Annotated in this window: 26 protein-coding genes and 1 pseudogene; 2 read left to right on the top strand and 25 right to left on the bottom strand. The window is 58.4% G+C overall.

Translation table 11 applies throughout. The annotated features are described in order from the left end of the window. Positions 1 to 6: 6 nt before the first annotated feature. The 19 genes and pseudogenes from LG290_RS06115 to LG290_RS06025 all read right to left on the bottom strand — a co-directional run bounded on the left by LG290_RS06115 (position 7) and on the right by LG290_RS06025 (position 14,643). Positions 7 to 417, bottom strand: coding sequence for a DegT/DnrJ/EryC1/StrS family aminotransferase (locus tag LG290_RS06115; RefSeq protein WP_499836662.1), 411 nt, complete (start codon positions 415 to 417; stop codon positions 7 to 9). Continuing rightward, positions 374 to 738: pseudogene (locus tag LG290_RS06110) on the bottom strand (aminotransferase class I/II-fold pyridoxal phosphate-dependent enzyme). Before LG290_RS06110 ends, LG290_RS06115 begins: the two are co-directional and overlap by 44 nt. 108 nt (positions 739 to 846) lie before the next feature. After that, positions 847 to 1,302 (bottom strand): Gfo/Idh/MocA family oxidoreductase, encoded by a 456-nt coding sequence (locus LG290_RS06105; RefSeq protein ID WP_499836661.1) that lies wholly within the window; start codon positions 1,300 to 1,302, stop codon positions 847 to 849. Next, on the bottom strand, positions 1,262 to 1,393 hold the full coding sequence (locus LG290_RS06100) for a hypothetical protein (RefSeq protein ID WP_499836660.1): 132 nt from the start codon (positions 1,391 to 1,393) through the stop codon (positions 1,262 to 1,264). The genes LG290_RS06105 and LG290_RS06100 overlap by 41 nt, the downstream gene beginning before the upstream one ends. A 90-nt stretch (positions 1,394 to 1,483) precedes the next feature. Continuing rightward, entirely contained in the window at positions 1,484 to 3,688 is a 2,205-nt protein-coding gene (locus LG290_RS06095) for an ATP-dependent helicase (protein WP_499836658.1), read from the bottom strand. Continuing rightward, entirely contained in the window at positions 3,685 to 4,248 is a 564-nt protein-coding gene (locus tag LG290_RS06090) for a DUF1285 domain-containing protein (RefSeq protein ID WP_499836657.1), read from the bottom strand. Before LG290_RS06090 ends, LG290_RS06095 begins: the two co-directional genes overlap by 4 nt. A 90-nt stretch (positions 4,249 to 4,338) precedes the next feature. Continuing rightward, entirely contained in the window at positions 4,339 to 5,178 is an 840-nt protein-coding gene (locus tag LG290_RS06085; protein WP_499836656.1) for a TatD family hydrolase, read from the bottom strand. A 66-nt stretch (positions 5,179 to 5,244) separates the two neighbouring features. After that, positions 5,245 to 5,580 (bottom strand): PilZ domain-containing protein, encoded by a 336-nt coding sequence (locus LG290_RS06080; protein WP_160417012.1) that lies wholly within the window; start codon positions 5,578 to 5,580, stop codon positions 5,245 to 5,247. Positions 5,581 to 5,613: 33 nt separating this feature from the next. Further along, positions 5,614 to 6,600, bottom strand: coding sequence for a DNA polymerase III subunit delta' (locus tag LG290_RS06075; RefSeq protein ID WP_499836655.1), 987 nt, complete (start codon positions 6,598 to 6,600; stop codon positions 5,614 to 5,616). Continuing rightward, entirely contained in the window at positions 6,591 to 7,244 is a 654-nt protein-coding gene (gene tmk, locus LG290_RS06070; RefSeq protein ID WP_499836654.1) for a dTMP kinase, read from the bottom strand. Before tmk ends, LG290_RS06075 begins: the two co-directional genes overlap by 10 nt. A gap of 22 nt (positions 7,245 to 7,266) precedes the next feature. Further along, positions 7,267 to 8,274, bottom strand: a complete 1,008-nt coding sequence (gene mltG, locus LG290_RS06065) for an endolytic transglycosylase MltG (protein ID WP_499836653.1) — start codon at positions 8,272 to 8,274, stop codon at positions 7,267 to 7,269. A 77-nt stretch (positions 8,275 to 8,351) separates the two neighbouring features. Beyond that, entirely contained in the window at positions 8,352 to 9,155 is an 804-nt protein-coding gene (gene pabC, locus LG290_RS06060; protein ID WP_499836652.1) for an aminodeoxychorismate lyase, read from the bottom strand. A gap of 7 nt (positions 9,156 to 9,162) precedes the next feature. Next, positions 9,163 to 10,401, bottom strand: a complete 1,239-nt coding sequence (gene fabF, locus LG290_RS06055) for a beta-ketoacyl-ACP synthase II (protein WP_160417252.1) — start codon at positions 10,399 to 10,401, stop codon at positions 9,163 to 9,165. 182 nt (positions 10,402 to 10,583) lie between these two features. Next, complete coding sequence (gene acpP, locus LG290_RS06050; protein ID WP_083005609.1) at positions 10,584 to 10,817, bottom strand: acyl carrier protein; 234 nt, start codon at positions 10,815 to 10,817, stop codon at positions 10,584 to 10,586. 115 nt (positions 10,818 to 10,932) lie between these two features. Next, the gene (gene fabG, locus LG290_RS06045; protein WP_499836651.1) at positions 10,933 to 11,676 is read right to left on the bottom strand and encodes a 3-oxoacyl-ACP reductase FabG; all 744 of its coding nucleotides are present in this window, start codon (positions 11,674 to 11,676) and stop codon (positions 10,933 to 10,935) included. Positions 11,677 to 11,731: 55 nt separating this feature from the next. After that, complete coding sequence (fabD, locus tag LG290_RS06040; protein WP_499836650.1) at positions 11,732 to 12,691, bottom strand: ACP S-malonyltransferase; 960 nt, start codon at positions 12,689 to 12,691, stop codon at positions 11,732 to 11,734. Positions 12,692 to 12,821: 130 nt separating this feature from the next. Next, complete coding sequence (gene plsX, locus LG290_RS06035) at positions 12,822 to 13,856, bottom strand: phosphate acyltransferase PlsX (RefSeq protein ID WP_160417019.1); 1,035 nt, start codon at positions 13,854 to 13,856, stop codon at positions 12,822 to 12,824. Between the two features lie 37 nt (positions 13,857 to 13,893). Further along, on the bottom strand, positions 13,894 to 14,064 hold the full coding sequence (rpmF, locus tag LG290_RS06030; RefSeq protein WP_114488056.1) for a 50S ribosomal protein L32: 171 nt from the start codon (positions 14,062 to 14,064) through the stop codon (positions 13,894 to 13,896). A gap of 36 nt (positions 14,065 to 14,100) precedes the next feature. Further along, entirely contained in the window at positions 14,101 to 14,643 is a 543-nt protein-coding gene (locus LG290_RS06025) for a YceD family protein (RefSeq protein WP_160417020.1), read from the bottom strand. Between the two features lie 137 nt (positions 14,644 to 14,780). Here LG290_RS06025 and LG290_RS06020 point away from each other — a divergent pair, with 137 nt between their 5' ends. After that, complete coding sequence (locus LG290_RS06020; protein WP_499836649.1) at positions 14,781 to 15,398, top strand: Maf family protein; 618 nt, start codon at positions 14,781 to 14,783, stop codon at positions 15,396 to 15,398. Between the two features lie 4 nt (positions 15,399 to 15,402). Here LG290_RS06020 and sppA read toward each other — a convergent pair whose 3' ends face one another. Genes sppA through LG290_RS06005 form a run of 3 tightly spaced genes read right to left on the bottom strand, consistent with a single transcriptional unit; the run spans position 15,403 to position 18,194 of the window. After that, entirely contained in the window at positions 15,403 to 16,551 is a 1,149-nt protein-coding gene (gene sppA / locus LG290_RS06015) for a signal peptide peptidase SppA (RefSeq protein ID WP_499836647.1), read from the bottom strand. Positions 16,552 to 16,588: 37 nt separating this feature from the next. Further along, complete coding sequence (locus tag LG290_RS06010; protein ID WP_499836646.1) at positions 16,589 to 17,239, bottom strand: HAD-IA family hydrolase; 651 nt, start codon at positions 17,237 to 17,239, stop codon at positions 16,589 to 16,591. A gap of 1 nt (position 17,240) precedes the next feature. Next, complete coding sequence (locus LG290_RS06005) at positions 17,241 to 18,194, bottom strand: RluA family pseudouridine synthase (RefSeq protein WP_499836645.1); 954 nt, start codon at positions 18,192 to 18,194, stop codon at positions 17,241 to 17,243. 737 nt (positions 18,195 to 18,931) lie between these two features. Between LG290_RS06005 and rne the strand changes: the two genes are divergently transcribed. Next, a complete protein-coding gene (gene rne / locus LG290_RS06000) occupies positions 18,932 to 22,234 on the top strand; it encodes a ribonuclease E (protein WP_499836644.1) in 3,303 nt (1,100 codons plus the stop codon). Between the two features lie 110 nt (positions 22,235 to 22,344). On the opposite strand, the gene murB is transcribed toward rne, so the two are convergent. Genes murB through LG290_RS05985 form a run of 3 tightly spaced genes read right to left on the bottom strand, consistent with a single transcriptional unit; the run spans position 22,345 to position 24,371 of the window. After that, entirely contained in the window at positions 22,345 to 23,355 is a 1,011-nt protein-coding gene (gene murB / locus LG290_RS05995; RefSeq protein WP_499836643.1) for a UDP-N-acetylmuramate dehydrogenase, read from the bottom strand. Between the two features lie 18 nt (positions 23,356 to 23,373). Further along, the gene (gene kdsB, locus LG290_RS05990; protein WP_499836642.1) at positions 23,374 to 24,162 is read right to left on the bottom strand and encodes a 3-deoxy-manno-octulosonate cytidylyltransferase; all 789 of its coding nucleotides are present in this window, start codon (positions 24,160 to 24,162) and stop codon (positions 23,374 to 23,376) included. Next, positions 24,162 to 24,371, bottom strand: coding sequence for a Trm112 family protein (locus tag LG290_RS05985; protein WP_114488064.1), 210 nt, complete (start codon positions 24,369 to 24,371; stop codon positions 24,162 to 24,164). The genes kdsB and LG290_RS05985 overlap by 1 nt, the downstream gene beginning before the upstream one ends. Positions 24,372 to 24,380 lie beyond the last annotated feature (9 nt).

Genomic DNA, 24,380 nt, shown 5'->3' with positions numbered 1-24,380 from the left:
CTATTTTTACAGTATCTTTTCGAGCGCTTTCACCACTTGGCGTTGCTGCGTTTCCTGCAGATGTTGCTGCGTTTCCTGCAGATAAGGATGCATGGGCAAGCTGAGAATACGCTCACAAACCGTTTCACAGACAGGCAGCGAGCAAGACGTATCGGCTACGGCGGGTTGGCGATTTAACGGTACAGGATAATGGATCATGGTAGGAATACCGGTCTCACTCAGCCGCGCCTGAATGCGGCCACGCTCGGATAGCTGGATGCTATATTGGGCATGAACGCTGGTATTGCCCTCCAAAAGCATCGGACGCTCGATCGCCAACGGTGCCAGCAGCCGGTCATAGCGTTCGGCTACGGTTCGGCGCAAGATGATTTCTTCATCGAAAAGCTCCAGCTTGGCCAGCAAGATCGCCGCTTGCAACGTAGATTGCCTGCATGTCAGCACATTGACCGAACAGCGACACCGGCATGATAGCCTGGGTACGTGGCGTGACTGCCGCTTCAATCGCCGAAGGGTCAATCAGGCAGGTATGTGGTTCGATATCCACGTAGACCGGCGTGGCGCCGGTCAGCATCACACTCTCGGCAGTAGCAATGAAGCTGAACCCAGGCACGATGACCTCGTCACCGGGCCGATATCCAGCGCCATCAGGGCAATCTGCAAGGCATCGGTACCGCTGGCACAGCTGATGCAATGGGCCACGCCCACCCGCGCCGCCAGGCGGTGCTCCAGGGTTTCCACCTCCGGGCCGAGTACAAAACGGCCATGGGCGAGCACGGTCTGGATGGCATTTTCAAGCCGTGTTCCCAACCGGGCTTGCTGAGCGGCCAGATCAATGGACTGTATATTTTATCCTTCTCCAGAGCCGAAGCCCATCGTCAGCAGCTGAGGATGCATCTGGTCCTGACGCGGCGTTTCGGGTTGTACACGGTTCAGGCTTGCCACGGTTTCCAAGCAGTGGTGCACGGTATCGATACCAAAACCGCGCCCGTCGAGTATTTCGCGATAGCTGACCGTATGCAGTTCGGCAAAGCCACTGGAAAACTCGAATTGCTGTCCATCGCAAGTGAGGCTGCGATAGGTCGACTGCCGTTCAGGGACATTCTCCGGCAGGTCTTCAGCATCGATAGACAAGAACCAACGTACGCGGGCTTTTTCATACTCCAGATAACCGGCGGCTTTATGATCATCACGATAGTGAAGCACCTGCTTCTCGAGCTTGCCGAAAACCTGATGCAGCATGTCGAAAAAATGGATGCCGATTTCAGTCACGACGCCAAATGCCGACTGAATCATTGAGATCATAGGCGGCGACCAGATTATGGCCGCAGTCCTTTATCGCCTGCATGTGGCGTGGCGCGATGTAGCCGGCCGCTCCAATCAACGCAAAATTCATCCCTGCCCTCCTCGGCTTCGCTTGTCCCTTTAGCGTAAGCGTAGTGGCAGTCGTAGCGGCTGTCTGTCAGAAAAGATGCCTAACCGCCCTTCATGCCCGCTCGGCATTCAGGGGTTCGATAGGCGCGCGATTGGCCACCAAACGACGCTTGCCGGCTTTGACGAACTGCACCTCTAGAACAGGGTTATCCGGCGCGTTCTCCACGCTAAGCACCGCGCCTTCACCGAATACCGCATGATGCAAGCGTTGGCCTACCCGAAAAGTAGTGGTGGGCCCATACCCTGCGCCCGGCTCAGCTACCGCTGGCGGTGCGGCGACCTCTACCTTCAGCTCGGCCCCTACGCCATCAAGATAGCGCTCGACCAAGGCCACCGAACGTACCGGGACGGGGCGACTGTTTTCCGAGGCTTGCAAGGCTTCAGCCACGCAGACGCTATCCTGCCAGGCACTTTCCGCAACAAACCGACTGGGACGATGCTCTCCGCCATCATGCAGCAGCAACAAGCGCTCACGCGCCCGGGTGATCGCTACGTAGAACAAACGGCGTTCTTCTTCCAGACGTGCCTCGCTCAAGGGGTTGTCCCGGCTATAATGCGGAAAATCCTCTTCGTTGACGCCCGCCACCGCCACCAGCGGCCACTCCAATCCCTTGGCGCCGTGTACCGTGGTAATCAGTATGCCCTCGGCATGGTTTTCGACCGGCCGTTCGAGCAGTTCGATGAAGGCATCCGGATCGCTGACGTCCTCGGCCTGTTCGATCAGTACATCCAGCAGCCGTACGTCTTCCTCACCCTTGTCGCGACGCGCCGCGGCACGCTTGAGTATCTTCTCAGCGTCGATGGCTTTCACCACATGGGCCAGCAATTTGGCCGGCGGCCAGGCGCGCAGTTTAGGCAACTCACACAGCAGCTCCCAGCGGCGCTTGAGATTACGTCGCTGGAGAGGCTTGAGATCGGCCAGTGCGGGGTCATGGCGCTCCGGCCAATGCTGCGTCTGGGCCAGTTGCCGGGCAAGGCTGACGAGGCGGTCACGGGCGACAAAAGGAGTGGGCTGCGAGAACAACAAGGCAAGGTGAGCGGGGTCTTGGAGCAGTGCCGGATAACGCGACAACTTGAGGTAGCCGGCAAGCGCCTGCACTAGCGGCAAGCGAAACACGAAACGGTCATCGCGAGATAGCTGGAACGGCTGCCCCGCTTGCAGCAACGCCAGCTGCACCGGCACTGAAAGCGCCCAGCTGCGCACCAGCAGGCAGGCTTCATTCAGCCCGCGCCCCTGCTTTTGCCATTCGCTCAAGGTTTCGAGTAATGCCCGGTTGCCTTGGCCTGCCTCAATCCGGGTAACAGGATTGCCGGGGGCCGCCAGACAAAGCTGGTCCGGGCGACGCTGATTGGCGGCAATCGCATGGTTGGCTGCCAGTGCCAGCGCATGGCCATGCCGAAAGGTCGTGGAAAGCGGGTAATCGGTTGCATCACCAAAGGTGGCAGTGAAATTCTCCAGCATGGTATCCGGGCGAGCACCGCGCCATTCATAGATGCATTGGTTGGCATCCCCCACCGCCATTACCGCCGCCTGCTTGCCTGCCAATACCGCCAACAAGCGCTGCTGCGCGGCATTGATGTCCTGGTACTCATCCACGATCACATGATCGAGGAAGCCTTGGACCCGCGCTTGAGATGACTCACTGGCTTCGAGCGCCAATAATGGCCGATACAGCAGATCGGCGTAGGTCATGACATTTTCCTGAGCCAGCAGACGTTCGGCTTCCTCGAAGGCGGCAGGAAAATAATCGGTATCGGCATCGAAATCCAGGCGAGCATAAAGCTCGCCGGGCTCGGCCACTTCCGCCTTGATCAACCCGCAATAATGCGCCAAGGCTTCCAGACGCTCGCCTTCCAGCGCAGCATCGCGACGTTCACGGCTATGTGCCAGTACATTGAGCGTGGCCTGGCGCAACAGGCGTTCCACTTGCCAGTCGGCCGAGAGTAGCTGACGAGGCGTCAAGGCGCCCCACCGACATAGGCTCTGGGTCAAGCGATGCCCTAGGGAATGAAAAGTGCGTACATCGGGTAGCGTCTGGCGGGCTTGGGCCATTTGCTGTAAACGGCTTTGAAAATCCTCTCGGGCGGCACGATTGAACATCAGCACCAGCATGCGCTTGGCGGGCACGTCCTGATCAAGTAGATGCAGCACGCGCGCTGCCATCGTGGTGGTTTTGCCCGCTCCCGCCACTGCTGCCACCCGCGCATGGCCGTGGCCATGGGCAATGACCGCGCGTTGTTCAGCGGTTAATTTCACAGTGCCTCGCTGGAAGATGTTTCGTCATCTATCCAGCCCACCGGATGCCAGTGGCCGGCGCTTTCCACGCCTAGCTCGCTGCTTCCTTCATCGTGCGAACGCAAGGTAGCGGCTTCCACCAGTTGATAGTAGACGTTGCGATTGAGCCGTGCGGAAAGCCCGTAACGTATCGGCACTTCCGGCACCCACTCGCCCTGGGGGGTTTGAGTGACTCGCAAAGGATGCTCGCTGTCTAATCGGACGCGATCGCCCAATTGCGTGGTCAACCACCAGTCACCATTTTCAAGGTTCGCCTCGACAATCACCAGCGGCAGGTCTTCCACCTGGATACGCCAGCGCTCCACCGGGGTTACCAGGCAATAGCCTTCCGGGTCACGACGCAACAACGTGGCCAGAAGGCGCACCAACTTAGGTCTTGAGATGGGCTCGTCCTCGTGCCACCAGCGGCCGTCGGCGGCAATGCATAGATCCATGTCACCGGAAAGCGCCGGCTGCCAGGATTCCAGAGAAGGAATACGGTCAGCGGGACCCAACTGACCCAACAATCTATCGAAATTCATCGACCTCTCCTCTGCTGCGTAGCATTCAACAAGGCTTGTCTCCAAGCACCGTTCTTCAAGGGCTGTTTTTCAAGGACCGTTCTTCAAGGACTATAGCAGCCCGGCTTGCGTGAGCGCATCACGTACCTCGGGGCTTGCCTGCGGAGCGGCTTGCTGAAATAGGCGGTAGAAATTGGCGGTAGTCTGCATGGCGACTTCATCCACACTGATATCGCGTACCTGAGCGATACATTCAGCGACTTCCACCACCCAAGCCGGCTCGTTGGGCTTGCCCCGATGAGGAACCGGCGCAAGGTAAGGGCTGTCGGTTTCGATCAATAAACGATCCAGTGGTAACTGGCGCGCCAAGTCACGCAGCGCTTCGGCATTGACAAAGGTGACGATGCCCGAAAGCGAAATATAAAAGCCCAGGCGTACCGCTTCACGCGCCATCTCGATATCTTCGGTAAAGCAATGCAGTACACCGCCGATACGTGGGTCGGTATGTTCCCGCAACAACGCCAGGGTATCCGCCTTGGCATCTCGCGTATGCACGATGACCGGAAGTTCAAGTTCACGGGCGGCGATCAAATGGCTTCGAAAGCGCTCATGCTGGCACTCACGGCCAGGCATGTTATCTTTGCCCAGATAATGGTAATCCAGCCCGGTCTCGCCGATCGCCACGGCGTCGAATCGCTCGGCAGCGGCCTTGATTGCCTCGACGCCAGGTTCTTCGACCACAGTATGCAGCGGATGCACACCCGCGGAGATCACCACATCCGCATGAGCGCGAGCAATCTCGGCAAGCCCGGGCAGCTCTTCCAGCGTCACGGAGATCGCCAGAAACTGGGTAACCCGCCGAGCGCGGGCAGCGTCCAGAGCAGCCGCCAGGCTCCCCCCATGCGTGGTTTCCGAGAGACGGTCCAGGTGACAATGAGAATCGACGAACATGCTAATCTCGACAGCAGAAAACAGCGAAAATGCAGCCACTAACGGCCGCACGGAAAAATCGACTAATTAGAGGGTATAGGTCGGCGCGCTCTTATCTAGCTGGCCGGCCAGCAAGGTTTCTATGCGGTCGCGGACCGTATAATCCTGCTGGCTGAAATGCACCCCGATGCCGGGAACCCGACGACCCGAGATCCCTTCGGGCGACACCCAAATGACATGACCGGATACCGACAAGCGCTCGCTTTCTCCCGGCAGCAGGAGCAAAAGAAACACTTCCTGTCCCAGACTGTAACGCTCGCGAGTGGGAATGAACATTCCCCCCCGGTCAAGAAAGGGCATATAAGCTAAAAGCAGCGTCGGCACATCCTTGATGGTCAGTGAAAGCGCTTTCTGAGTCGCCATCATGATCTCCTTGCAAAGCGGATACTGAGTACATCAAGAGCGCAATAACGCGGACCAGCGCACCAGCCATGCCTCCAATACCAGCTGAGGGTTGGGGTTAGCGCCTGAACTCAGCAAGCGTCGTTGTTCACGGGCGTAATCGAGCAAACGAAACCAGTCCTGGACGCGGGCATTTTTCACCGCCTGACGGTAGAGAGGCAGCAAATCGGGGTTATGCAGGGTGCCAGCGTCGCCGGAAAGTCCCAGCCTAATCAAGTCCTCCAGCCAGGCGATACCGTACCACAAGATGGCATCTATCGCTTGGCGGTCCAGCCGGGCGGCCTCTGAAACCGGCTCGGCACCACGCACCAGCTGCTCAAAGCAGTCGTGGGTTTGATGTCGCAAGGCACGCGCCTCCGGCGCCGCCAGTTCTACCGCTAACAACGGCAACCCACCAGCAACTTGCCACCAGAAGCAAGCCTCCTCTTCACTGCCCAGACGTTCGCTCAACCAGGCGCGAGACGCTGCAAGCGATACCCTGGGCAATGGCCAGTGCTGGCAGCGCGAGCGAATGGTCGGCAATACTCGTGAGGGGCTATCCGCCAACAAGATGAATAAGGTATTGGCACCCGGCTCTTCCAGACTTTTCAACAGCGCATTGGCCGCGGCAATGTTCATGGCTTCCGCCGGGGTAATCACGATGACGCGATAGCCGCTCTGCTGTGCTGTTTGCGAGACAAACCGATTGATTTCGCGTACCGGGTCGATGCGTATCTGGCGTTTGCCCTCTTCCGGCGACACACGCATCAGATCGGGATGATAGCCCGAAGCCAGCATATGACAGCCATGGCATTGGCCACATGCCTGAATGCCGGGTCGGGTACAGAGCGCTCCTGCCACCAAGGCATCGGCGAGTTGTTGCTTGCCGACACCATGAGGACCACTGAAAAGTAGCGCATGGGGCAGGCGCTGGCTATTCGCCAAAGCGCTCAGCTGCGCCCATAGCGACTGATGCCAAGGTAATGCCGAGGCTAGCGCCATGCGTGCACCCGCTCTTGCAGGACGCTTGCCAATTGAGCCTGCACCTCTTTCAAGGCGGGCTCGGCATCGATCACGGCAAACCGCTCAGGTTCTGCCAGGGCGCGCTTGAGATAGCCGCGGCGTACCGCATCGAAAAATGCCGTCTGTTCACGTTCAAAGCGATCTTTTTGTTCGCCTCTTGTCTGCAGCCGGGTCTCTAGACGCCAACGGGCGGCCTCTGGTGTCATGTCGAACAGCAAGGTCAAGTCAGGGGCCAACCCTTGCTGCACGAAGGTTTCCAAGGTGGCAATGCGGGCCTCGGCAATGCCGCGCCCGCCTCCCTGGTAGGCAAAGGTGGCGTCGGTGAAGCGATCGCAAACCACCCAGGCACCACGCGCCAGGGCCGGACGAATTTTCTGGGCGAGATGTTGGGCTCGGGCGGCGAACATCAGCAACAGTTCGGCATCGGCATCCAATGGTTCGACCGGAGAGGGGTCCAGCAATAATTGCCGAATGGCTTCGGCGCGCGGCGTTCCTCCCGGCTCGCGAGTTTGCACCACCTCGATTCCCTGCGATTCCAGCCATGCCACGACCCAGCCGAGGTTGGTCGACTTGCCGACGCCTTCGCCGCCTTCCAGAGTGATAAAGCGCCCACGCTCATGCATAAAGATTCCGGATGCTCAAAAGTTAGCGATTGCGAATATAAAGATTCACGGCATTGTTATGCTCACGCAGGGTACGCGAGAAGTGGTGCGTGCCATCGCCACGCGCAACAAAATAAAGCGTTTCACCGGGCAGAGGGTCTACCGCAGCTTCCAGTGCAGCACGCCCCGGCATGGCAATGGGTGTCGGCGGCATGCCATCGATCACATAGGTATTGTAGGGCGTGGCCTGGCGCAGGTCCGCCCGGGTGATACTACCCTCATAGCGTTCGCCCATACCGTAAATCACGGTAGGATCCGTTTGCAGCCGCATGCCTTTTTCCATTCGCCGCTTGAACACCCCGGCAATTTCGCGCCGCTCTTGCGCCGCTCCGGTTTCACGTTCGATCAATGAGGCCATGATCAGCGCCTCGTAGGGAGAGTCGATGGTCAAGTCGTCTTGACGCTCTGCCCACACTTGCTCGAGGACAGTTTCCATGCGTTGGAGCGACTGACGCAGTAGTTCCACATCACTCACGCCCTTGTGATAACGGTAAGTATCGGGGAAGAACCAGCCTTCCGGATGCTCTCCTTCGCGTCCCAGCAATACCATGACTTCCGCATCGCTCATCTCGGCGGTACGCTTATCCAGCTTGGGCGCAGCATTCAAGAGACTGCGCATCTGGCGAAAAGTCCAGCCTTCGGGGACGGTCAGCGAATAGGTGACCACTTGATCGCTACCCAGCAACACCATCAGCTCGCGCCCGTTCATGCCGGGTTCCAGCTGATACTCGCCAACCCGCAGACGCGGCACGGTCTCAGGCTCCAACCGCGACAACAGGCGATACGCCCAGACGCCCTCGATTATCTCCTGCTCGGCAAGTTCACCCACCACCTGATGGAAACCGGCACCCGGCGACACCTCATACAAATAAGGAGCATCCAGTGCCAACGGTTCCTCCAGGCGGTCTTGCCAGTAGCGGTACCCACCAAACGCCGCTATACCGGCCACCCCTACCACGACGACCAGTACGGTCAATAACCGTTTCACCATTCCACCTCGTTTTCTCAGACGTCTTGCCTATGCTCGGCACCCGGCTTTTTCAATTGAACTCTCTCAACTAGACTCTTTCAACCGAACTCGGGGTAGCCAAGCAGGCGGTTTGCCATCGCTTGAAGCCGACGTGACGCCGTCCCCAGCGACCAACGTTGCCAAGGGGCACCTTGAGTATCCAACAATTCGGCCACCGGCCACATCCCCTGGACGGAGTTGCCGATCCATAACGCCTCGACATCACTCAGCTCTTCGATATCCAGGTGCGCTTGGGTTACCTCACCGGCAGCGAGCAAGGCCTCACGCAAGGTGCCGACCACGCCGCACTGGTCCAGGTACGGGGTGAAATATTGTCCTTTGTGGCACCAGAACAGATTCATGCTGGTCGCTTCTATCACACGGCCGTTATGGTCCGCGACCAAGCCTTCGACAATATCAGGGGTCTGCCATTCGTTTCTGGCCAATACGTTTTCCAGCCGATTGAGATGCTTGATGCCCGCCAGCCTGGGTTGATGCCCCAGGCGCAACTCGCACAACCGAACCCGGACGCCGTTGCGCCAGTGCTGCTCCTGGGCGTGAAACGGCGTCCGGCTGCTGAGCAGTCGCGGAACCACCTTTTCAGGACAGGCATACCCTCGCCCGCCACTGCCACGGGTAACGATCAACTTGAGCACTTCGAGCCCTTCACCGTCCACACGCATGGCAGCTTCCAATGCACCTTGAGCCGGGCATGGAATATCGAGAAGGCGACAGCCTCGCTTCAACCTGGCGAGATGGTAATCCCACAGCAACGGCCTACCGTCACGCAGCAACACGGTTTCAAACAGGCCATCGCCATAAGCCAGGCCGCGGTCGTCGAAGGGTACCTGAGGCACTTCCATCCCGAGTCTAGACCCGCTTGAACAGCAGCGACCCGTTAGTGCCACCAAACCCGAAGGAATTCGACAGCGCTACGTTGATCGGCATGTCACGCGCCGTATGCGGCACGTAGTCCAACCGGCAACCTTGCTGCGGGTTGTCCAGATTGATGGTCGGCGGCGCTACCTGGTCACGAATGGCCAGTACACTGAAAATCGCTTCCACGGCGCCGGCAGCACCCAGCAGATGACCGATCATCGATTTGGTCGAACTCACCGCTACCTGTTGAGCGGCATCGCCCATGAGTCTTTCGATGGCGCGACTTTCCGCCAAATCTCCAGCGGCGGTGGAGGTACCATGAGCATTGATATAATCTACCTGGGTGGGGTCGAGTTGCGCGTCCTTGATCGCATTTTTCATCGACAATGCCGCGCCGCTGCCATCCTCCGGGGGGGCTGTCATGTGATAGGCATCATCACTCATACCGAACCCTACCAGCTCGGCATAAATATTGGCGCCACGCGCCTTGGCGTGTTCATACTCTTCCAGCACCAGGATGCCTGCCCCGTCGGAAAGCACGAAACCATCGCGATCCCGGTCCCAGGGACGGCTAGCGGCTTCAGGATCATCGTTGCGCGTGGAGAGTGCTCGCGCTGCCGCAAACCCACCCAAGCCCAGCGGGGTGGTGGCCATTTCAGCGCCGCCACACACCATCACATCGGCATCGCCATAGGCGATGGTACGTGCGCTGTAGCCAATATTGTGAGTACCGGTGGTGCAGGCAGTGGTAATGGCGATGTTAGGTCCGCGAAAGCCATGCTGAATAGCCAGGTTGCCGGAAATCATGTTGATGATCGAACCGGGCACGAAAAACGGTGAAATACGCCGCGGGCCGCCCTTGAGCATGGCATTGTGATTATGCTCGATCATCGATAGGCCGCCGATGCCGGAACCGATGGCAACGCCGATACGGTCGGCATTGCCATCGGTGCATTCAATACCGGAGTCGTTGATCGCCTGGGCGCCCGCGGCCATGCCGTATTGGATGAACATGTCCATCTTGCGGGCCTCCTTGGGATTGAGATAAGGACGAATATCGAAGTCCTTGACCGATCCACCGAAACGCGTGCTGAAACCGCTGGTATCAAAATCCTCGATCGTTGCGATACCGCTCTTGCCCGCCACGATGTTCGACCATGACTCGTCGACGGTATTGCCCACTGGGGTTACCAGGCCTAGCCCGGTTACCACTACCCTTTTTCGCCCCATCATTTTTCCTCCAGGCATCCTTGGTGACACGACCCGGCAGGGTCATTTGCTGCCCATTATAACGAACAATCGTCATTGGGTTCATTGTGAGCGTAAAAGCAGAGGGCCGCCCTGCATGCAGGACGGCCCTCTGGATGCAGACCAAAATGGCCCACAATGGTTAGACGCAGTCGTCACAGCCCTTACTGGTGGGTGTTCACGTAATCGATTGCTTCTTGAACCGTGGTGATTTTTTCCGCTTCTTCATCAGGAATTTCGGTATCGAATTCTTCTTCCAGAGCCATGACCAGCTCAACGGTATCAAGAGAATCGGCACCCAGGTCTTCGGTAAAGGAAGAGCTGTTCTGGATATCCTCTTCCTTGACGTTCAGGCGCTCAGCCACAACCTTCTTCACGCGCTCTTCGATGGTACTCATTGACGTACTCCAGTCGTTCACACAAGTCGTTTTGATAACGAGCCGTTTGGAAACCGCAAGCCAAAAGCTGCGGGGTAGTTTATAGACGCCCTCAGGTCGACGCAACCGTCGGCCATCAACGCATATTCATGCCGCCATTGACATGCAATGTCTCGCCGGTGATATAGCCAGCGCTTTCACTGGTCAAAAAACCCACGGCGGCAGCGATTTCTTCCGGTGCTCCCAGACGCGACAGCGGAATCTGATTGATCAGCATATCGTGCTGTGCTTGCGGCAGCGCCTGAGTCATGTCGGTGGCGATGAAGCCCGGCGCCACCGCATTGACCGTAATGGCCCGTGAAGCGACCTCCCGAGCCAATGCCCGGCTAAAGCCTTCCATGCCTGCTTTGGCGGCAGCATAATTGGTTTGGCCTGAATTGCCCATAGTCGCCACCACCGAACTGATCGACACGATACGCCCGAAGCGTGCCTTGGTCATGCCCCTTAGGCAAGCCTTACTCACGCGATAGACTGATTTGAGATTGGTCTCCATTACCGAGTCCCACTCATCTTCCTTCATGCGCATAAGCAGATTATCGCGGGTAATGCCGGCATTATTGACCAGAATGGTAGGCGCGCCGAAGCTTTCGCCGATCTCCTTGAGCAGGGAGTCGATACTCGCCTGGTCGGTCACGTTCAGACAGCGCCCACCGCCCTGGATGCCTTGCTCCTTGAGATCCGCCTCGATTTTTTCAGCGCCGGATTCACTGGTCGCCGTCCCGATAACGATACGCCCTTGGCGCCCGAGCTCATGAGCAATGGCGCGGCCGATACCACGACTGGCCCCGGTCACCAGAGCGACCCTACATTCCTGTGTCATAATTTACTGCCTTCAACGGGATGAACAAGCAAGCATAGCTTAACAGCCATGCCGATCAGGCGTCCCCAGCCAACGTTTCACGGGCCAGTTCCAATGCAGCTTCCAGGCTATCCGGATCATTGACCGCCAATCCTTTGCTGCCACGCACGATGCGCTTATTTAGGCCGGTAAGCACCTTGCCGGGACCGCATTCGATAAACACACGGGCACCTTGCTCGGCCATCGTTTCCACGCAAGAAGTCCAGCGTACCGGCTGATACAGCTGCTCGACCAGACGCGTACGCAATGTTTCAACGTCGGCATGCGCCTGGGCATCGACATTCTGGATCACGGTATAGCGTGGCGGACGCATATTGATACCCACCATCGCTTGCGCCAGCTGTTCCGCTGCCGGGCGCATCAATTCACAATGCGAAGGCACAGAGACCGGCAAGGGTAGCGCACGTTTGGCGCCCACTTCCTGGCAAGCGATAATCGCCCGTTCCACAGCCGCCTTGGTGCCGGCGATGACTACCTGGCCTGGCGCATTGTAATTGACCGCGGCCACCACCTCGCCCTGAGCGGCCTTGGCGCAAGCCTCTTCAACCACAGCACCTTCAAGCCCCAAGATAGCGGCCATGCCCCCTTCTCCTGCCGGTACGGCTTGCTGCATGGCTTCACCGCGCAGCTTGACAAGCTGAACGCCTTCAGCAAAGCCCATCACGCCGGCACAGACCATGGCGCTGTATTCCCCCAAGCTGTGTCCAGCCATTACTCCCGGCCGTGGACCTTCAAGCTCCTGCCAGACCCGCCAGATCGCAACACTGGACGTCAATAGCGCCGGCTGGGTGCAGGCCGTCGCATTGAGCCTCTCTTCCGGGCCTTCCTGCACGAGCTTCCACAAATCGTAGCCTAATGCCTCCGATGCTTCTTCGAAGGTCGTACCTACTACGCTATAGCGCTCGGCCAGCTCCCGCAGCATTCCCAGCTGCTGAGAGCCCTGCCCGGGAAAGATGAGGGCAAGGGGTTGAGACATGTCGATCACCTTTGCTCTTGTTAGCATTTGCTCTTGTGAGCGATAAGACCTGACCGCGGTATTCCTGCACCGCAGAGTCAACTCCATTAAAAAAATCGAAAAAAAATGCAAAAGCGTCATCGGTTACCGTTCAATTCAAGGTAGCCGAATGCGCCATTAATTGTGTCGCCAACTGACCAGGCAAGTTTTGTTCAACCTCTTGCACGGCACGCTTGATAGCATAGTGAAATCCATCGGCACCCGTACCCCCATGGCTTTTCACTACGATGCCATCAAGCCCCAGCAAACTGGCACCGTTATAGCGCACCGGGTCCAGCTCGCGCTTGAGGCGCTTCAATACCGGGCGCGCCAGCAGGCTCGCCAGACGGCCACTCCAATGGGCATCAAAGGCTGCCTGGACACGCTCTACCAGCATACCCGCCAATCCTTCACTGGCCTTGAGCACGGCATTACCCACAAAACCATCGCACACCACCACGTCCAGCTTGCCACTAAACAGGTCGCCGCCCTCGGCATAGCCTTGGTAGGTAAAAGCCCCCTCAGCTGGATAAGCCCTTAGCAGCGTATCTGCCTGGCGTACACTGGCACTGCCCTTGGTTGCCTCCGCCCCGACATTGAGCAAGGCGATCCGCGGCATGGCGACAGCATCCACATGGCGTGCCATGACTGCCCCCATCAAGGCAAAGTCGACAAGGCGGGTCGCCGGTGAATCGACGTTCGCCCCCAAGTCAAGCAGATAACAACGCCTATCACCACGGGCAGGAATCGCTGTACTGATTGCCGGCCGGGAAATGCCAGCTACCGTACCCAGTGCCTGCCGCGAAAGAGCTACCAGTGCCGCTGTATTGCCCGCACTGACGCCGGCCTGGGCCTGGCCATCAGCCAGGCTTTGCAGCATTCGCGCCATGCTTGTCTGCTTGCCATGGCGTAACGCCCAAGCAGCAGTAGCCCCCTGACCGATAACATCGGGGGCATCGCACAGCACCAGACGTGACGTTGCCGCGGCCATGGGCCGCGGCAAGCGTGAAAGTTCGGCGTGCAAGCGCTGAAAAGGGCCGAACAGCAAAAGCTCCAGCGCTGGATTATCCAGGGCAGCTCGGGCGGCTCCGACGATCGTGGCATGAGGCGCTTCATCACCCCCCATGACATCAATAGCGATGCGCACGATTCAACCCCTGCAATCGGCCATTCTGAAGAGAGGCTTAGACCTCGACTACCTTGCGACCGCGGTAGAAGCCGTCCGAGGCAACATGGTGACGCAGGTGAGTCGTACCGGTTTCCTTGTCCTGGGACAGGGTCGGTGCGCTCAGCGCATCGTGGCTACGACGCATGCCGCGCTTGGAACGGGTTTTACGGTTCTTTTGAACTGCCATGAGTCATTACTCCAAGATATATAGCGTAAAAATGCGTTACTTCTTGCCTTTCAAGTTCTTGTCTTTCAAGGCTTTGAGTACCGCAAATGGATTTTCGGCAGCCGGCTTCGCCACTTCGCTGTCCGTTTTGCTGACCAACTGCTCCGCCGAGACATGACAATCAGCCTCATCGTGATAAACCACCTGCGGCAAACTGAGGATAAGTTCATCCTCGATTACCGTCAGCAGGTCCAGCTGTTCGTTTTCCACCAGCACTGGTTCGTGACTGGCAGGCAAGTCAGCAGCAAGCGTATCGCTGGTCACCATCCCCAACAGGAAGTCACTTTCGACCGCTTGGGCCATAGGCTCCATGCAACGGCGGCAAGGCAATGCCAGCGTCGCTTGAAGGTGTCCACGTATTTCGCGGCGTCCCTGGGCATCAGCACCAAATTCCAGTACGACATGACAGTCGCCGGTTTGAGGGCCGACTTCATCGGCAAGACGTGGCAACTGATTCATTGCCACGCTGCCTTCCAGTCGTTCGCGGCGGGCTGCAAGCTTATAAGGCTCAACCCGGCTGGGGAGTTGTGAGGTCAACATAGGCGCGCAATGATAGGCACTCACCCTTCCCCTGTCAAAGCCATCGCGGACAAATCTTGAGATAGACTATCGCCAATTCGCCTCGCCCCTTATCCTGATGCGCTTGACGCTATCCTTTTATTCTCAGGAGGTTCGCCTTGTCTTTCACCCAGCCCTTGCCCAATCCACCCCTGGTACTCGCCTCCAGTTCGCCCTGGCGACGCGGCTTACTCGATCGCCTGCGGCTACCTTATCAGTGCCATAGCCCTGATATCGACGAAACGCCCCATCCAGGGGAAACGCCACGGGCACTCGTCCACCGCCTGGCAATGAGCAAAGCGCATGCTGTTGCCGAACGCTATCCCGCGCATTGCATCATCGGCTCTGACCAAGTCGCGGTGTTCGAGGGCGAGATTCTGGGCAAACCGCACACCAAGCAACGCGCCCGAAACAACCTGGCGCGCTTTTCCGGTCAAAGGGTGACGTTTCTCACGGGACTGGCGCTGCTGGATACGCGCCACTCACGCCATCAGGTACATGTCGAGCCATTCGAGGTGGTGTTTCGCAGCCTCACAGAGGCTGAGATTCAGCGTTATGTCGAGAAAGAACAGCCCCTGGATAGCGCCGGCAGTTTTCGCATGGAAGGACTGGGCATCGCTCTGTTTGAAAAGCTGGAAGGGCGCGACCCCAATGCATTAGTCGGCCTGCCGTTGATCGCACTATGCGACATGCTGCGCCAAGCCGGGCTCGACCCCCTTGGCGCAGATGATCCCTGAGGTTTTAACGGGCTTGAAAGCGTAACGGTGACGCGGATACTTCCAGCCCCAGCACTTGGGCGGCAGTGCGGGTAAAGCCACGCGTGAAACGCTCGAAGGGGTCAAGCTGAGGCGTATAATCCACCCACTGGGGCTCAGGCAAAAGCTGGCGACCTACCTCTTCCATGGTGGCCAGTGTATCGATCAGGCCTAATTCGAGGCTCTGAGAGCCGCTCCAGACCAGGCCGGAGAACAGCGCCTCGTTGTCACTCAAGCGGTCACCGCGGCCGGCGCGAACGGCATTGATGAATTGCTGGTGCGTATCATTCAGCACCGCCTGCCAGAATTGCTTGTCTTCTTCCTCGAGCGCCTGAAAAGGGTCGAGAAACCCCTTGTTTTCTCCGGCTGTCAACAAGCGACGCTCGACACCCAGCTCGGATATGGCCTCTTCGAAGCCGAACCCGGAATAAACTACGCCGATGGAACCCACTAAACTGGCTGGAGATGCCACGATTTCATCGGCGGCAGAGGCAATATAATAACCGCCACTGGCCCCGATATCCTCGATGACCGCCATGATCGGCTTGTCTCCCGCCTCACGCAGCCGCATCACTTCAGCGTAGACACGCTGAGACTGCACAGGGCTGCCTCCCGGGCTATCGATATGCAATATTACCGCAACGCTATTTTCCGCCTCCCAGGCACGCGTCATCCCTTCGATGATGCGCTCGGCACTGGCCGGTGAATCTCTGGCAATGACCCCCTGGATCTCCACCACGCCCAAATGGTCGCGACCGAATTCCGCGCCTCCCGGCCCTTCCCAAAAAAAGCGGTAAAAGGGAGCGAACAACAGGGCTGCGACCAACGCGACCAACAAGAAACGAAAAAACAACTTCCAGCGGCGACTGCGTCGCTGCTCGGCGAGCACGCCTCCAATCCAATGGTCGAGCATACCCAACTGAGCCAGACGCTGGCGCTCACGCAGCGTTTCAGCGTCATCGCCAGGAAAACCGGTCGCCTCATCGGACTTGCCTGATTTTCCCTTGCGCGAGTTTTTCAGCGAAACCTGAGGGCCTTCAGTCCACGGATCTTCATTGCCATCGTCCATCTCTGTTGCGCGGTCGGTGTCTTTACGGTTACGGGCATCGCCTACGGTCGAGGTATCGTCGCTCATGAAATATCCTTATCGAATCAGAGGAAACGGGCCGGCATCAGCCATGCAGCCAATCGAACAGCTCACCCACATTTTCCGCCACATATACCGGACGACTGACGGCCAAACGTTCCGGCGCATGCACCCCGTAAGTGACGGCGACACGATCCATTCCCATGGCTCGCGCCATTTCCAGATCATATTCAGTATCGCCGACCATCACCGCACGCTCCACCGGAACCGCCAACTCATCGAGGAGCTCTTCGAGCATTTGCGGATGTGGCTTGGAACGGGTTTTATCCGCCGTGCGGCTCCCATGAAACCAGCCTCCGCTGGCGGTCTCGGTAAATATCCGGTCAAGCCCGCGCCGGCTCTTGCCCGTGGCCACGGCCAAACGCTGCTGCTGGCGCTTGCGAAGCCGCGCGACTCCGGTCGCCACGCCGTCGAAAAACGCCATGGGGGTCGTATCGAGTTCAACGAAATGTTGCGCATAACGTTCATGAAGACGTTGCGCTTGCGCAGCCTGAATGCCCGGGCATAGAATCGCAATCGCTTCCGGCAGACCCAGGCCGATGATGTCGCGCACCGCCGCACTTTCCAACTCGCCCCACTCGGCTTCAAGCGCAGCGGCCTGCATGCAGGAAACAATACGCGGCACCGAATCCATCAGGGTACCGTCCCAGTCGAAGATGATCAGTTCGTAGCGCATATCAGATCCTTTGCTTGCCGCGTGCCCGTGCCAGAACCGATTCCAGCACCTCAGGCAATGGCGCCTTCACAGTGACCGGGCGTCCATTATTGGGCTCAGGAAAGGTCAAGGAACGCGCATGCAGGAACAAGCGGTCCACTCCCAGTCGCGCGGCTATTTGCTCACTGCCCCGAACGCCGTACTTGCTGTCCCCCAACAAGGGGTAGCCAGCGTGAGCGGCATGCACTCGAATCTGGTGGGTACGCCCCGTCACCGGCTCCACTTCCACCAAGGTGGCATTTTCGAAGGTTTCCACCACGGCAAAGTGGGTGCGCGCCACCTTGCCCTCGGGGTCGACACGCACTCGGCGTTCGCCATTACCCAATTCAAAACGTTCCAGACGCCCGCTGACATAACTCTTGCGCGCCGGCCAGCGCCCTGCAACCAGGGCAAGATAACGCTTGTCCATGGCATGCTTTTTCAACGCTTCATTGAGCGTCAATAGAGCGTCGCGCGACTTGGCCAATAGCAGGCATCCCGAGGTATCTCGGTCCAGACGATGCACCAACTCCAGAAAATCCAGATCGTCGCGCACCTGGCGCAAGGCTTCAATCAAACCGATTTTGACTCCACTGCCACCGTGCACGGCAAGACCCGAAGGCTTATTGAGCACCATCCACTGCGGACCTTCCATGATCACACTGCCCACGAGAAGGTCTCGCAGATTGTCACTGACTTCCTTTACCGCCTCCCGAGGCGCCAGACGCAAGGGCGGAATGCGCAATAGATCACCCGCTACCAACCGATAGTCAGCCTTGATGCGCTTTTTGTTAACTCGCACTTCGCCTTTACGCACAATCCGATAAATCAGGGCACGTGGCGCCCCTTTCAGACGCGTCAGCAAGAAATTATCAATGCGTTGACCCGCCTGTTCCGGGGCGATTTCCACCCACTGCACTTCACGCCCTTCGGCCATGCCGAACTCTCCTGCTTCAACGCTGAAAACGGCATTCTAACGTAGTGCCCGACGTAATGCGTCAATTGCTGGTGACAGGCTTTACTGTTATATTCCAAACCGCTTTAACTCCATGCGATGCTAGTTGTAAAACCATCGCTGGAGAACGCGCCTGCCCGACCAACACGCAGGCCGGAGCAAGAGTAATTGGATAGCAGCATTGGATAACAACGTGATTGGATAGTAATCCAAACGTTGGTGTCAGTATATTATAGAAAAATACACAGCACGAAATGCAGTAAAGTCTGCCGTCATGTCGCCATCCCCGCTGTCAACAGATTCAGCGAAGACAGACAGACGGCAAGTTTATGTGACCCTGACAACGTCTCGGTCATTGATTAACGCAACGCCCGGAACGGCGCCACCTTCACGTCACAAGGTGATGTCCGTGCCAGGTGACACACTCAACATCGTGCCGGTGGCCGGCGTTGGCGAGTTGTTGAATGCCAGGTGTGGGCGGAGTCAGCAGGGCCGGATGGGCGTGACACCCACCGAAACATGTCCTGCCTTTGCCATGTACTCAACATGATCAGGCACTGAAAAGACGCCATGTCTCTTCACTGTCGGATGCTTTTGCATCTGCGACATGACAGTACAAGCACATAGCATCCAGCGACTCGTCTGCGCGGCCTCTTCTATACAGGTACACATGACCGGTATGGAAGCACCTGCCGACACGTAACGTCATGCGAGACAACATGAAACGGATGCTTATCAATGCGACCCAGCCCGAAGAGCTGCGCGTCGCGCTTGTCGATGGTCAACGCCTATACGACCTGGACATCGAATCCGGGGCGCGGGAACAGAAAAAAGCCAATATCTATCGTGGCAAGATTACCCGGGTAGAACCTTCTCTTGAAGCCGCCTTTGTCGACTTCGGTGCGGAGCGTCACGGCTTTTTGCCCCTCAAGGAAATTTCCCGCGAATACTTCCTCAAGGATGTTTCCGGCCGACCCAGCATCAAGGAAGTCCTCAAGGAAGGCCAGGAAGTTACCGTTCAGGTAGACAAGGAAGAGCGCGGCAACAAGGGCGCCGCCCTGACCACCTTCATCAGCCTGGCTGGGCGCTTTCTGGTATTGATGCCCAACAACCCTCGCGCCGGCGGTATCTCGCGGCGTATTGAAGGGGAAGAGCGGGCTCAACTCAAGGAAGCCATGGGCGATCTGGCCGTGCCCGACAAGATGGGCCTGATCGTACGCACCGCCGGTATCGGTAGAAGTCCCGAAGAGCTGCAGTGGGATCTCGATTACCTGTCCCAGGTATGGGATTCGGTCACCGCTGAAGCCAGCAAGCGCTCGGCACCTTTCCTGATTTATCGGGAATCCAATGTCATCATTCGCGCCATGCGCGACTACCTGCGCCAGGATATTGGCGAAGTCCTGATCGACAGCCCCGAAGTACACGCGGAGGCCTTGGCGTTCATTCGCCAGGTAATGCCCTCCTATCAACAAAAGATCAAGCTGTACGTCGACGAAGTACCGCTGTTTTCGCGCTTTCAGATCGAATCCCAGATCGAGACCGCCTACCAGCGTGAAGTCAAGCTGCCTTCCGGTGGTTCGATCGTGATCGACCATACCGAAGCGTTGGTCTCCATCGACATCAACTCGGCGCGCGCCACTCGCGGCAGTGACATCGAAGAAACCGCCCTTCAGACCAACTCCGAAGCGGCCGACGAGATCGCCCGCCAGCTACGTTTGCGTGATATCGGCGGCCTGGTAGTGATCGACTTCATCGACATGGGGCCGGCGCGTAACCAGCGCGAAGTTGAAAATCGCATGCGCGATGCATTGAAGCTGGATCGCGCCCGGGTTCAGATCGGACGCATCTCACGTTTCGGCCTGATGGAAATGTCGCGTCAACGCCTGCGGCCTTCTCTGGGTGAAACCAGCGGTGTGGTCTGCCCACGCTGTAACGGCCAGGGCACCATCCGCGACGTGCGCTCATTGTCGCTTTCGATCATGCGCTTGATCGAAGAAGAAGCCATGAAAGAGCGTAGCGCCCAGATCCGCGCCATCCTGCCGGTCCCGGTAGCGACCTACCTGCTCAACGAAAAACGCAGCGTTCTGGCGGATATCGAAGCACGTCAGGACGTGCGCGTTTTGCTGCTGCCCAACCCGGATATGGACACCCCGCACTACGACGTCCAACGTCTGCGCGATGATCACATGGACGAAGAAGGCGCTTCCCTGTCAAGCTTCGAGCTTTCCACGGACACCGAAGTCGGCAAGGAGCCGGACCCCGGCTTTACCCCGCCGGCCATGCGTGACGAAGCAGCCGTCAAAAGTGTGGTGCATAGTGCCCCCGCCCCGACGTCCCTGCAAAAGGATCATCCACCGGCTCCAACACCGGCTCCAGCCCCGGCTCCAGCCCCGGCTCCAGCCCCGGAACCGACTCCTCCGGTAGCCACGCCCAGCAGGTCGCGAACCCCTGCGCCTAGCGCACCATCCACACCCGCATCTCGCGACGAAGCCTCTCCCGGCGTTCTCAGCCGCTTGATTCGGGGAATGGCAAAATTCCTGGGTAGCGAAGAAACCGACGTTTCCGCTCCTCAGGAGAGCGCTGCCAAACAAGACCGTCAGCGTACCCAGAAGCCCGCCGAGCGCTCACGCGAGGGCACCCAGCGCAATGCCAAGGCTCAACCGGCCAGCCGCGAACAGCGCCAACCTGCAGCGCGCGTTGACAAGCCAACCAGCGATGAGCGAAGCGGTCCGGCCCGGACACGTAACAACCGCGCGCGCCAGCAACGCCAGGAAGAACCCAAAGCGGCTCAGGACGCCACGCCCAAGAGTGTGCGCAAAGAGAGCGACGCTCCCAAGGAGCGTGATACCTCACGGCGTGACAGTGCACGTGGTGAAACGTCTCGTGCAGCGCCTGGTCGTGATACCTCCAAGGACAGTGCTGGACGGGACAAAAGTGCACGCGGCGGCAAAAACGAGCCCCAGGCTGCAGCGGCCGATGCTCAGGCGACTCAGACGCAACAGCCGAAGCCGGAGCCGAAAGCCAAGCAAGCCGATGACAAGCAGGTCGATGACAAGCCCAAGCGTACCCGCAACAACCCACGTAATCGTACGCGCAAGCACGCCATTAGCCCTGAAGCTGAAAGCGAACAGCAAAAACTTCAGGCTCAGGCCGTTGCGGAAGCTGCCAAGGCAGCCGCAGCAAGTCCGGCAACGGAAAGCGCCCCGGCTGAACCCGCAGCAGCTGTAACCCCGCAACCGGCAACAGCCGAGAAAGCCGCCGGGGACACCCAGCCCAAAACGGCACCCCAGGCTGAAACCGAGGTTGAAACGGAAACCAAAACCGAAGTTGAAACCAACACTGAAACCAACGCTGAAGCCAGCATTGAAACCGAGGCTGCGAAAAGCGCTGGGCCCGAGGTGCAAACGCCCGTAGAAGCATCCGAGCCCCAGCACGAAGCAAAGCCAAGTGAAACCGCAGTCGAGGCGTCGCAAGCACCCTCAGAAACTACCGAAGCCGCAGAAGAAGCGGTTAAGACAGTTCCTGAGCCGGTTGCCGAAACAGCTGAACCGGAATCGGTTAGCGAGAAGCCAGAAGTAGCGCCGGAACCTGCGCCGGTTGCTGACGCTCCAAAAACGTCTGAACCTGAGCCAGAAAAAAACTCAGAGCAAAGGACTGAAGAGCCTTCTGCCGACCAGCTGGCGCCAGCTGGCGAAAAAGTGGCACCGGAAGAATCTGTTGCTGAAAAGATGCCTGAAGAGGCCGTTCCTGAAGAGACCGTTGCCAAGACTGAAACACCGGCGGCTAAAATGACTATTCCTGAAAGTGCCGAGGCTAAGCAGTCGCCAACTCAGGAAACATCAGAAGCTGCACCCACTGCCGAAGTGGAAAAGCCTGCGGAGGAAAAGGCCGAAGCCGGCACCAACATAGAGTCTGGCGAAATGACTCAGCCCACTGAAAGCAAGCCGCCTCGCCGTCGCCGGCGTGCGCATAACGACCCGCGCGTACAGCGCAGCCAACAGCAGGAAGGGTCGTCTGACTAGGCATGATTCAGCTGAATAGTTAGAATACCCAGCAAGAGAAAGAAAAAGAGCCCGCAAGCACTGCTTGCGGGCTCTTTTGTATCACTCTTACGGTATTGTTCAACAAGACATCAACCGATAAAGCGTGGCTCCGGCTCAAGCGCGACGTCGAAAGTTGCCTCCACCTCACCGCTCACCCAGGCGGCCACTTCAAGCAACTCCTTGCGAGTTCCTCCGCCAAAATGTACCAATACCAAGGCTTGGCGTTCATGCACACCGAACGCCCCGCTGCGCCTGCCTTTCAAGCCGCACTGCTCGATCAGCCAGCCGGCAGCCAGTTTGACGCGTCCATCCGCTTGAGGAAAGCAAGGTAATGACGGGTACTTGGCACGCAGGCACTTGGCCTGCCCGGCACTCACCAAGGGGTTCTTGAAAAAGCTGCCGGCATTGGCAAGCGCTTGAGGGTCGGGTAGCTTTTCGCGACGAATATCACTCACCGCCTGAGCCACCTCCAATGCCGTAGGTTGCATTCCCAGGCATGCCGCCAGATCGCCATAGCCCAGCCGAGGGGACGGTGTGCGGGACAACCGCACAATCAGCCGGGTAATCACCACCCGGTTAGCCAAGGCACGCTTGAAAATGCTGTCACGATAGCCGAACTCACATTGCGCATGGGTCAGCCAGCTCAACTTTCCGCTGCGGATATCCATGACTTGAACGGTTTCGAGCACATCCGCCAACTCGACGCCATAGGCGCCGATATTCTGGATCGGGGAAGCCCCGCAGCGCCCGGGAATAAGCGCTAGGTTTTCGATACCCCACAATCCTCGTGCCGCCATTTCCATCACTAGCGGATGCCAGGCAACTCCGGCACCTACATGCAGATAAACCTCGTCTTCCCCGGTCTCCAACCACCACTGTTGCATCGCCGGGGCAACCGTCAGGCCGGGAAGAAACTCGGGAAGCAATACATTGCTACCGTCACCTAATACCCTGACCGGCTGGCCAGCTTTTCTTGCCTGCGCCAAGTGCTGGCGAAGCTGGCTGAGCGTTTGTGGGGCAGCGAAATACTCCGCCACACAGGGCAGTTGCAAGGTATTGGCCTGTGCCAGGCAAACTCGCTGACGCACGTTAACGCTCATGATAAATAAGACGCCTAGTCATAGGGGCCTTCCATAAGAGGATGATGTTTCCAGCAAGGCTCTTACCCGCACCAGATCTTCGGCGGTATCGACACCGGCGGGATTCACCTCACAGGCCAGCGCCACCTGAATGCCATGACCGTGATGAAGCGCCCGCAGTTGCTCCAACTGCTCCAGCTGCTCCAGCGGCGCCGACGGCCAGTCAAGGTAATCGCGCAGAAACCCGGCACGATAGGCATAGAGCCCGATATGGCGCAGCCAGGCATCGGTCTTTAAAAGCTCGGGGCGAGCCTGGAAATGCTGTCTATCCCAGGGTATTGGGGCTCGGGAGAAATACAGTGCCCGTCCGCTGAGGGCGCGCACCACTTTCACCACATTGGGATTGAATAGCGTGTCGATATCGCTGATGGGTTCGGCAAGCGTGGCAATGGAAGCCGCGTCGTCATCCGCCAGACGGGCCGCGACCTGGTTGATCAGAGCAGGGGGAATCAATGGCTCGTCACCCTGCACATTGACCAGCAAGGCCTCATCGGCCAACCCCAGCGTAGCGGCAACTTCAGCCAGCCGGTCCGTACCTGAAGGATGATCCGCGCGCGTCATCACAACTTCGGCCCCATAAGCGCGCATTACTTGCTCAATGCGTGCATCGTCGGTGGCCACTACCACGCGGCTGGCGGCGCTTTCACAGGCACGCCGCCATACATGCGCCACCATGGGTTCACCGGCAATTTGCAGTAGCGGCTTGCCCGGCAACCGAGTGGAAGCATAGCGCGCCGGCACTACGGCAATAAAATCCGCCTGGGCCATCACGCCTCTCCTGTACGTCCCGGGGAGGTATGCAGCTTTTCATCGACATCCATCACACGCGCCTCTTCCGGCAGCATGACCGGAATGTCGTCCCGAATGGGATAGGCCAGACCGTCATAATGACAGCGCAATTCGCGAGCTTCGCGATCGTATTTCAGCTTACCCTTGCAGAGAGGGCAAACCAGCATCGCCAGCAGTTCCTTATCCATCGGTGATTC

It is taken from the genome of Halomonas sediminis (assembly GCF_044871105.1).
GTDB classification, from domain to species: domain Bacteria; phylum Pseudomonadota; class Gammaproteobacteria; order Pseudomonadales; family Halomonadaceae; genus Vreelandella; species Vreelandella zhuhanensis.
The sequence above is the reverse complement of the archived record's forward strand: the minus strand, read 5'-3'. Positions and strand labels throughout refer to the sequence as shown.

What these genes read in the sequence shown, in the direction of transcription:
- LG290_RS06105 (WP_499836661.1), bottom strand. Translation starts at nt 1,302, where the DNA reads ATGATCTCAATGATTCAGTCGGCATTTGGCGTCGTGACTGAAATCGGC.
- LG290_RS06100 (WP_499836660.1), bottom strand. Translation starts at nt 1,393, where the DNA reads ATGAATTTTGCGTTGATTGGAGCGGCCGGCTACATCGCGCCACGCCAC.
- LG290_RS06090 (WP_499836657.1), bottom strand. Translation starts at nt 4,248, where the DNA reads ATGAATTTCGATAGATTGTTGGGTCAGTTGGGTCCCGCTGACCGTATT.
- LG290_RS06085 (WP_499836656.1), bottom strand. Translation starts at nt 5,178, where the DNA reads ATGTTCGTCGATTCTCATTGTCACCTGGACCGTCTCTCGGAAACCACG.
- LG290_RS06080 (WP_160417012.1), bottom strand. Translation starts at nt 5,580, where the DNA reads ATGGCGACTCAGAAAGCGCTTTCACTGACCATCAAGGATGTGCCGACG.
- LG290_RS06075 (WP_499836655.1), bottom strand. Translation starts at nt 6,600, where the DNA reads ATGGCGCTAGCCTCGGCATTACCTTGGCATCAGTCGCTATGGGCGCAG.
- tmk (WP_499836654.1), bottom strand. Translation starts at nt 7,244, where the DNA reads ATGCATGAGCGTGGGCGCTTTATCACTCTGGAAGGCGGCGAAGGCGTC.
- mltG (WP_499836653.1), bottom strand. Translation starts at nt 8,274, where the DNA reads ATGGTGAAACGGTTATTGACCGTACTGGTCGTCGTGGTAGGGGTGGCC.
- pabC (WP_499836652.1), bottom strand. Translation starts at nt 9,155, where the DNA reads ATGGAAGTGCCTCAGGTACCCTTCGACGACCGCGGCCTGGCTTATGGC.
- fabF (WP_160417252.1), bottom strand. Translation starts at nt 10,401, where the DNA reads ATGGGGCGAAAAAGGGTAGTGGTAACCGGGCTAGGCCTGGTAACCCCA.
- acpP (WP_083005609.1), bottom strand. Translation starts at nt 10,817, where the DNA reads ATGAGTACCATCGAAGAGCGCGTGAAGAAGGTTGTGGCTGAGCGCCTG.
- fabG (WP_499836651.1), bottom strand. Translation starts at nt 11,676, where the DNA reads ATGACACAGGAATGTAGGGTCGCTCTGGTGACCGGGGCCAGTCGTGGT.
- fabD (WP_499836650.1), bottom strand. Translation starts at nt 12,691, where the DNA reads ATGTCTCAACCCCTTGCCCTCATCTTTCCCGGGCAGGGCTCTCAGCAG.
- rpmF (WP_114488056.1), bottom strand. Translation starts at nt 14,064, where the DNA reads ATGGCAGTTCAAAAGAACCGTAAAACCCGTTCCAAGCGCGGCATGCGT.
- LG290_RS06025 (WP_160417020.1), bottom strand. Translation starts at nt 14,643, where the DNA reads ATGTTGACCTCACAACTCCCCAGCCGGGTTGAGCCTTATAAGCTTGCA.
- sppA (WP_499836647.1), bottom strand. Translation starts at nt 16,551, where the DNA reads ATGAGCGACGATACCTCGACCGTAGGCGATGCCCGTAACCGTAAAGAC.
- LG290_RS06010 (WP_499836646.1), bottom strand. Translation starts at nt 17,239, where the DNA reads ATGCGCTACGAACTGATCATCTTCGACTGGGACGGTACCCTGATGGAT.
- LG290_RS06005 (WP_499836645.1), bottom strand. Translation starts at nt 18,194, where the DNA reads ATGGCCGAAGGGCGTGAAGTGCAGTGGGTGGAAATCGCCCCGGAACAG.
- rne (WP_499836644.1), top strand. Translation starts at nt 18,932, where the DNA reads ATGAAACGGATGCTTATCAATGCGACCCAGCCCGAAGAGCTGCGCGTC.
- murB (WP_499836643.1), bottom strand. Translation starts at nt 23,355, where the DNA reads ATGAGCGTTAACGTGCGTCAGCGAGTTTGCCTGGCACAGGCCAATACC.
- kdsB (WP_499836642.1), bottom strand. Translation starts at nt 24,162, where the DNA reads ATGGCCCAGGCGGATTTTATTGCCGTAGTGCCGGCGCGCTATGCTTCC.
- LG290_RS05985 (WP_114488064.1), bottom strand. Translation starts at nt 24,371, where the DNA reads ATGGATAAGGAACTGCTGGCGATGCTGGTTTGCCCTCTCTGCAAGGGT.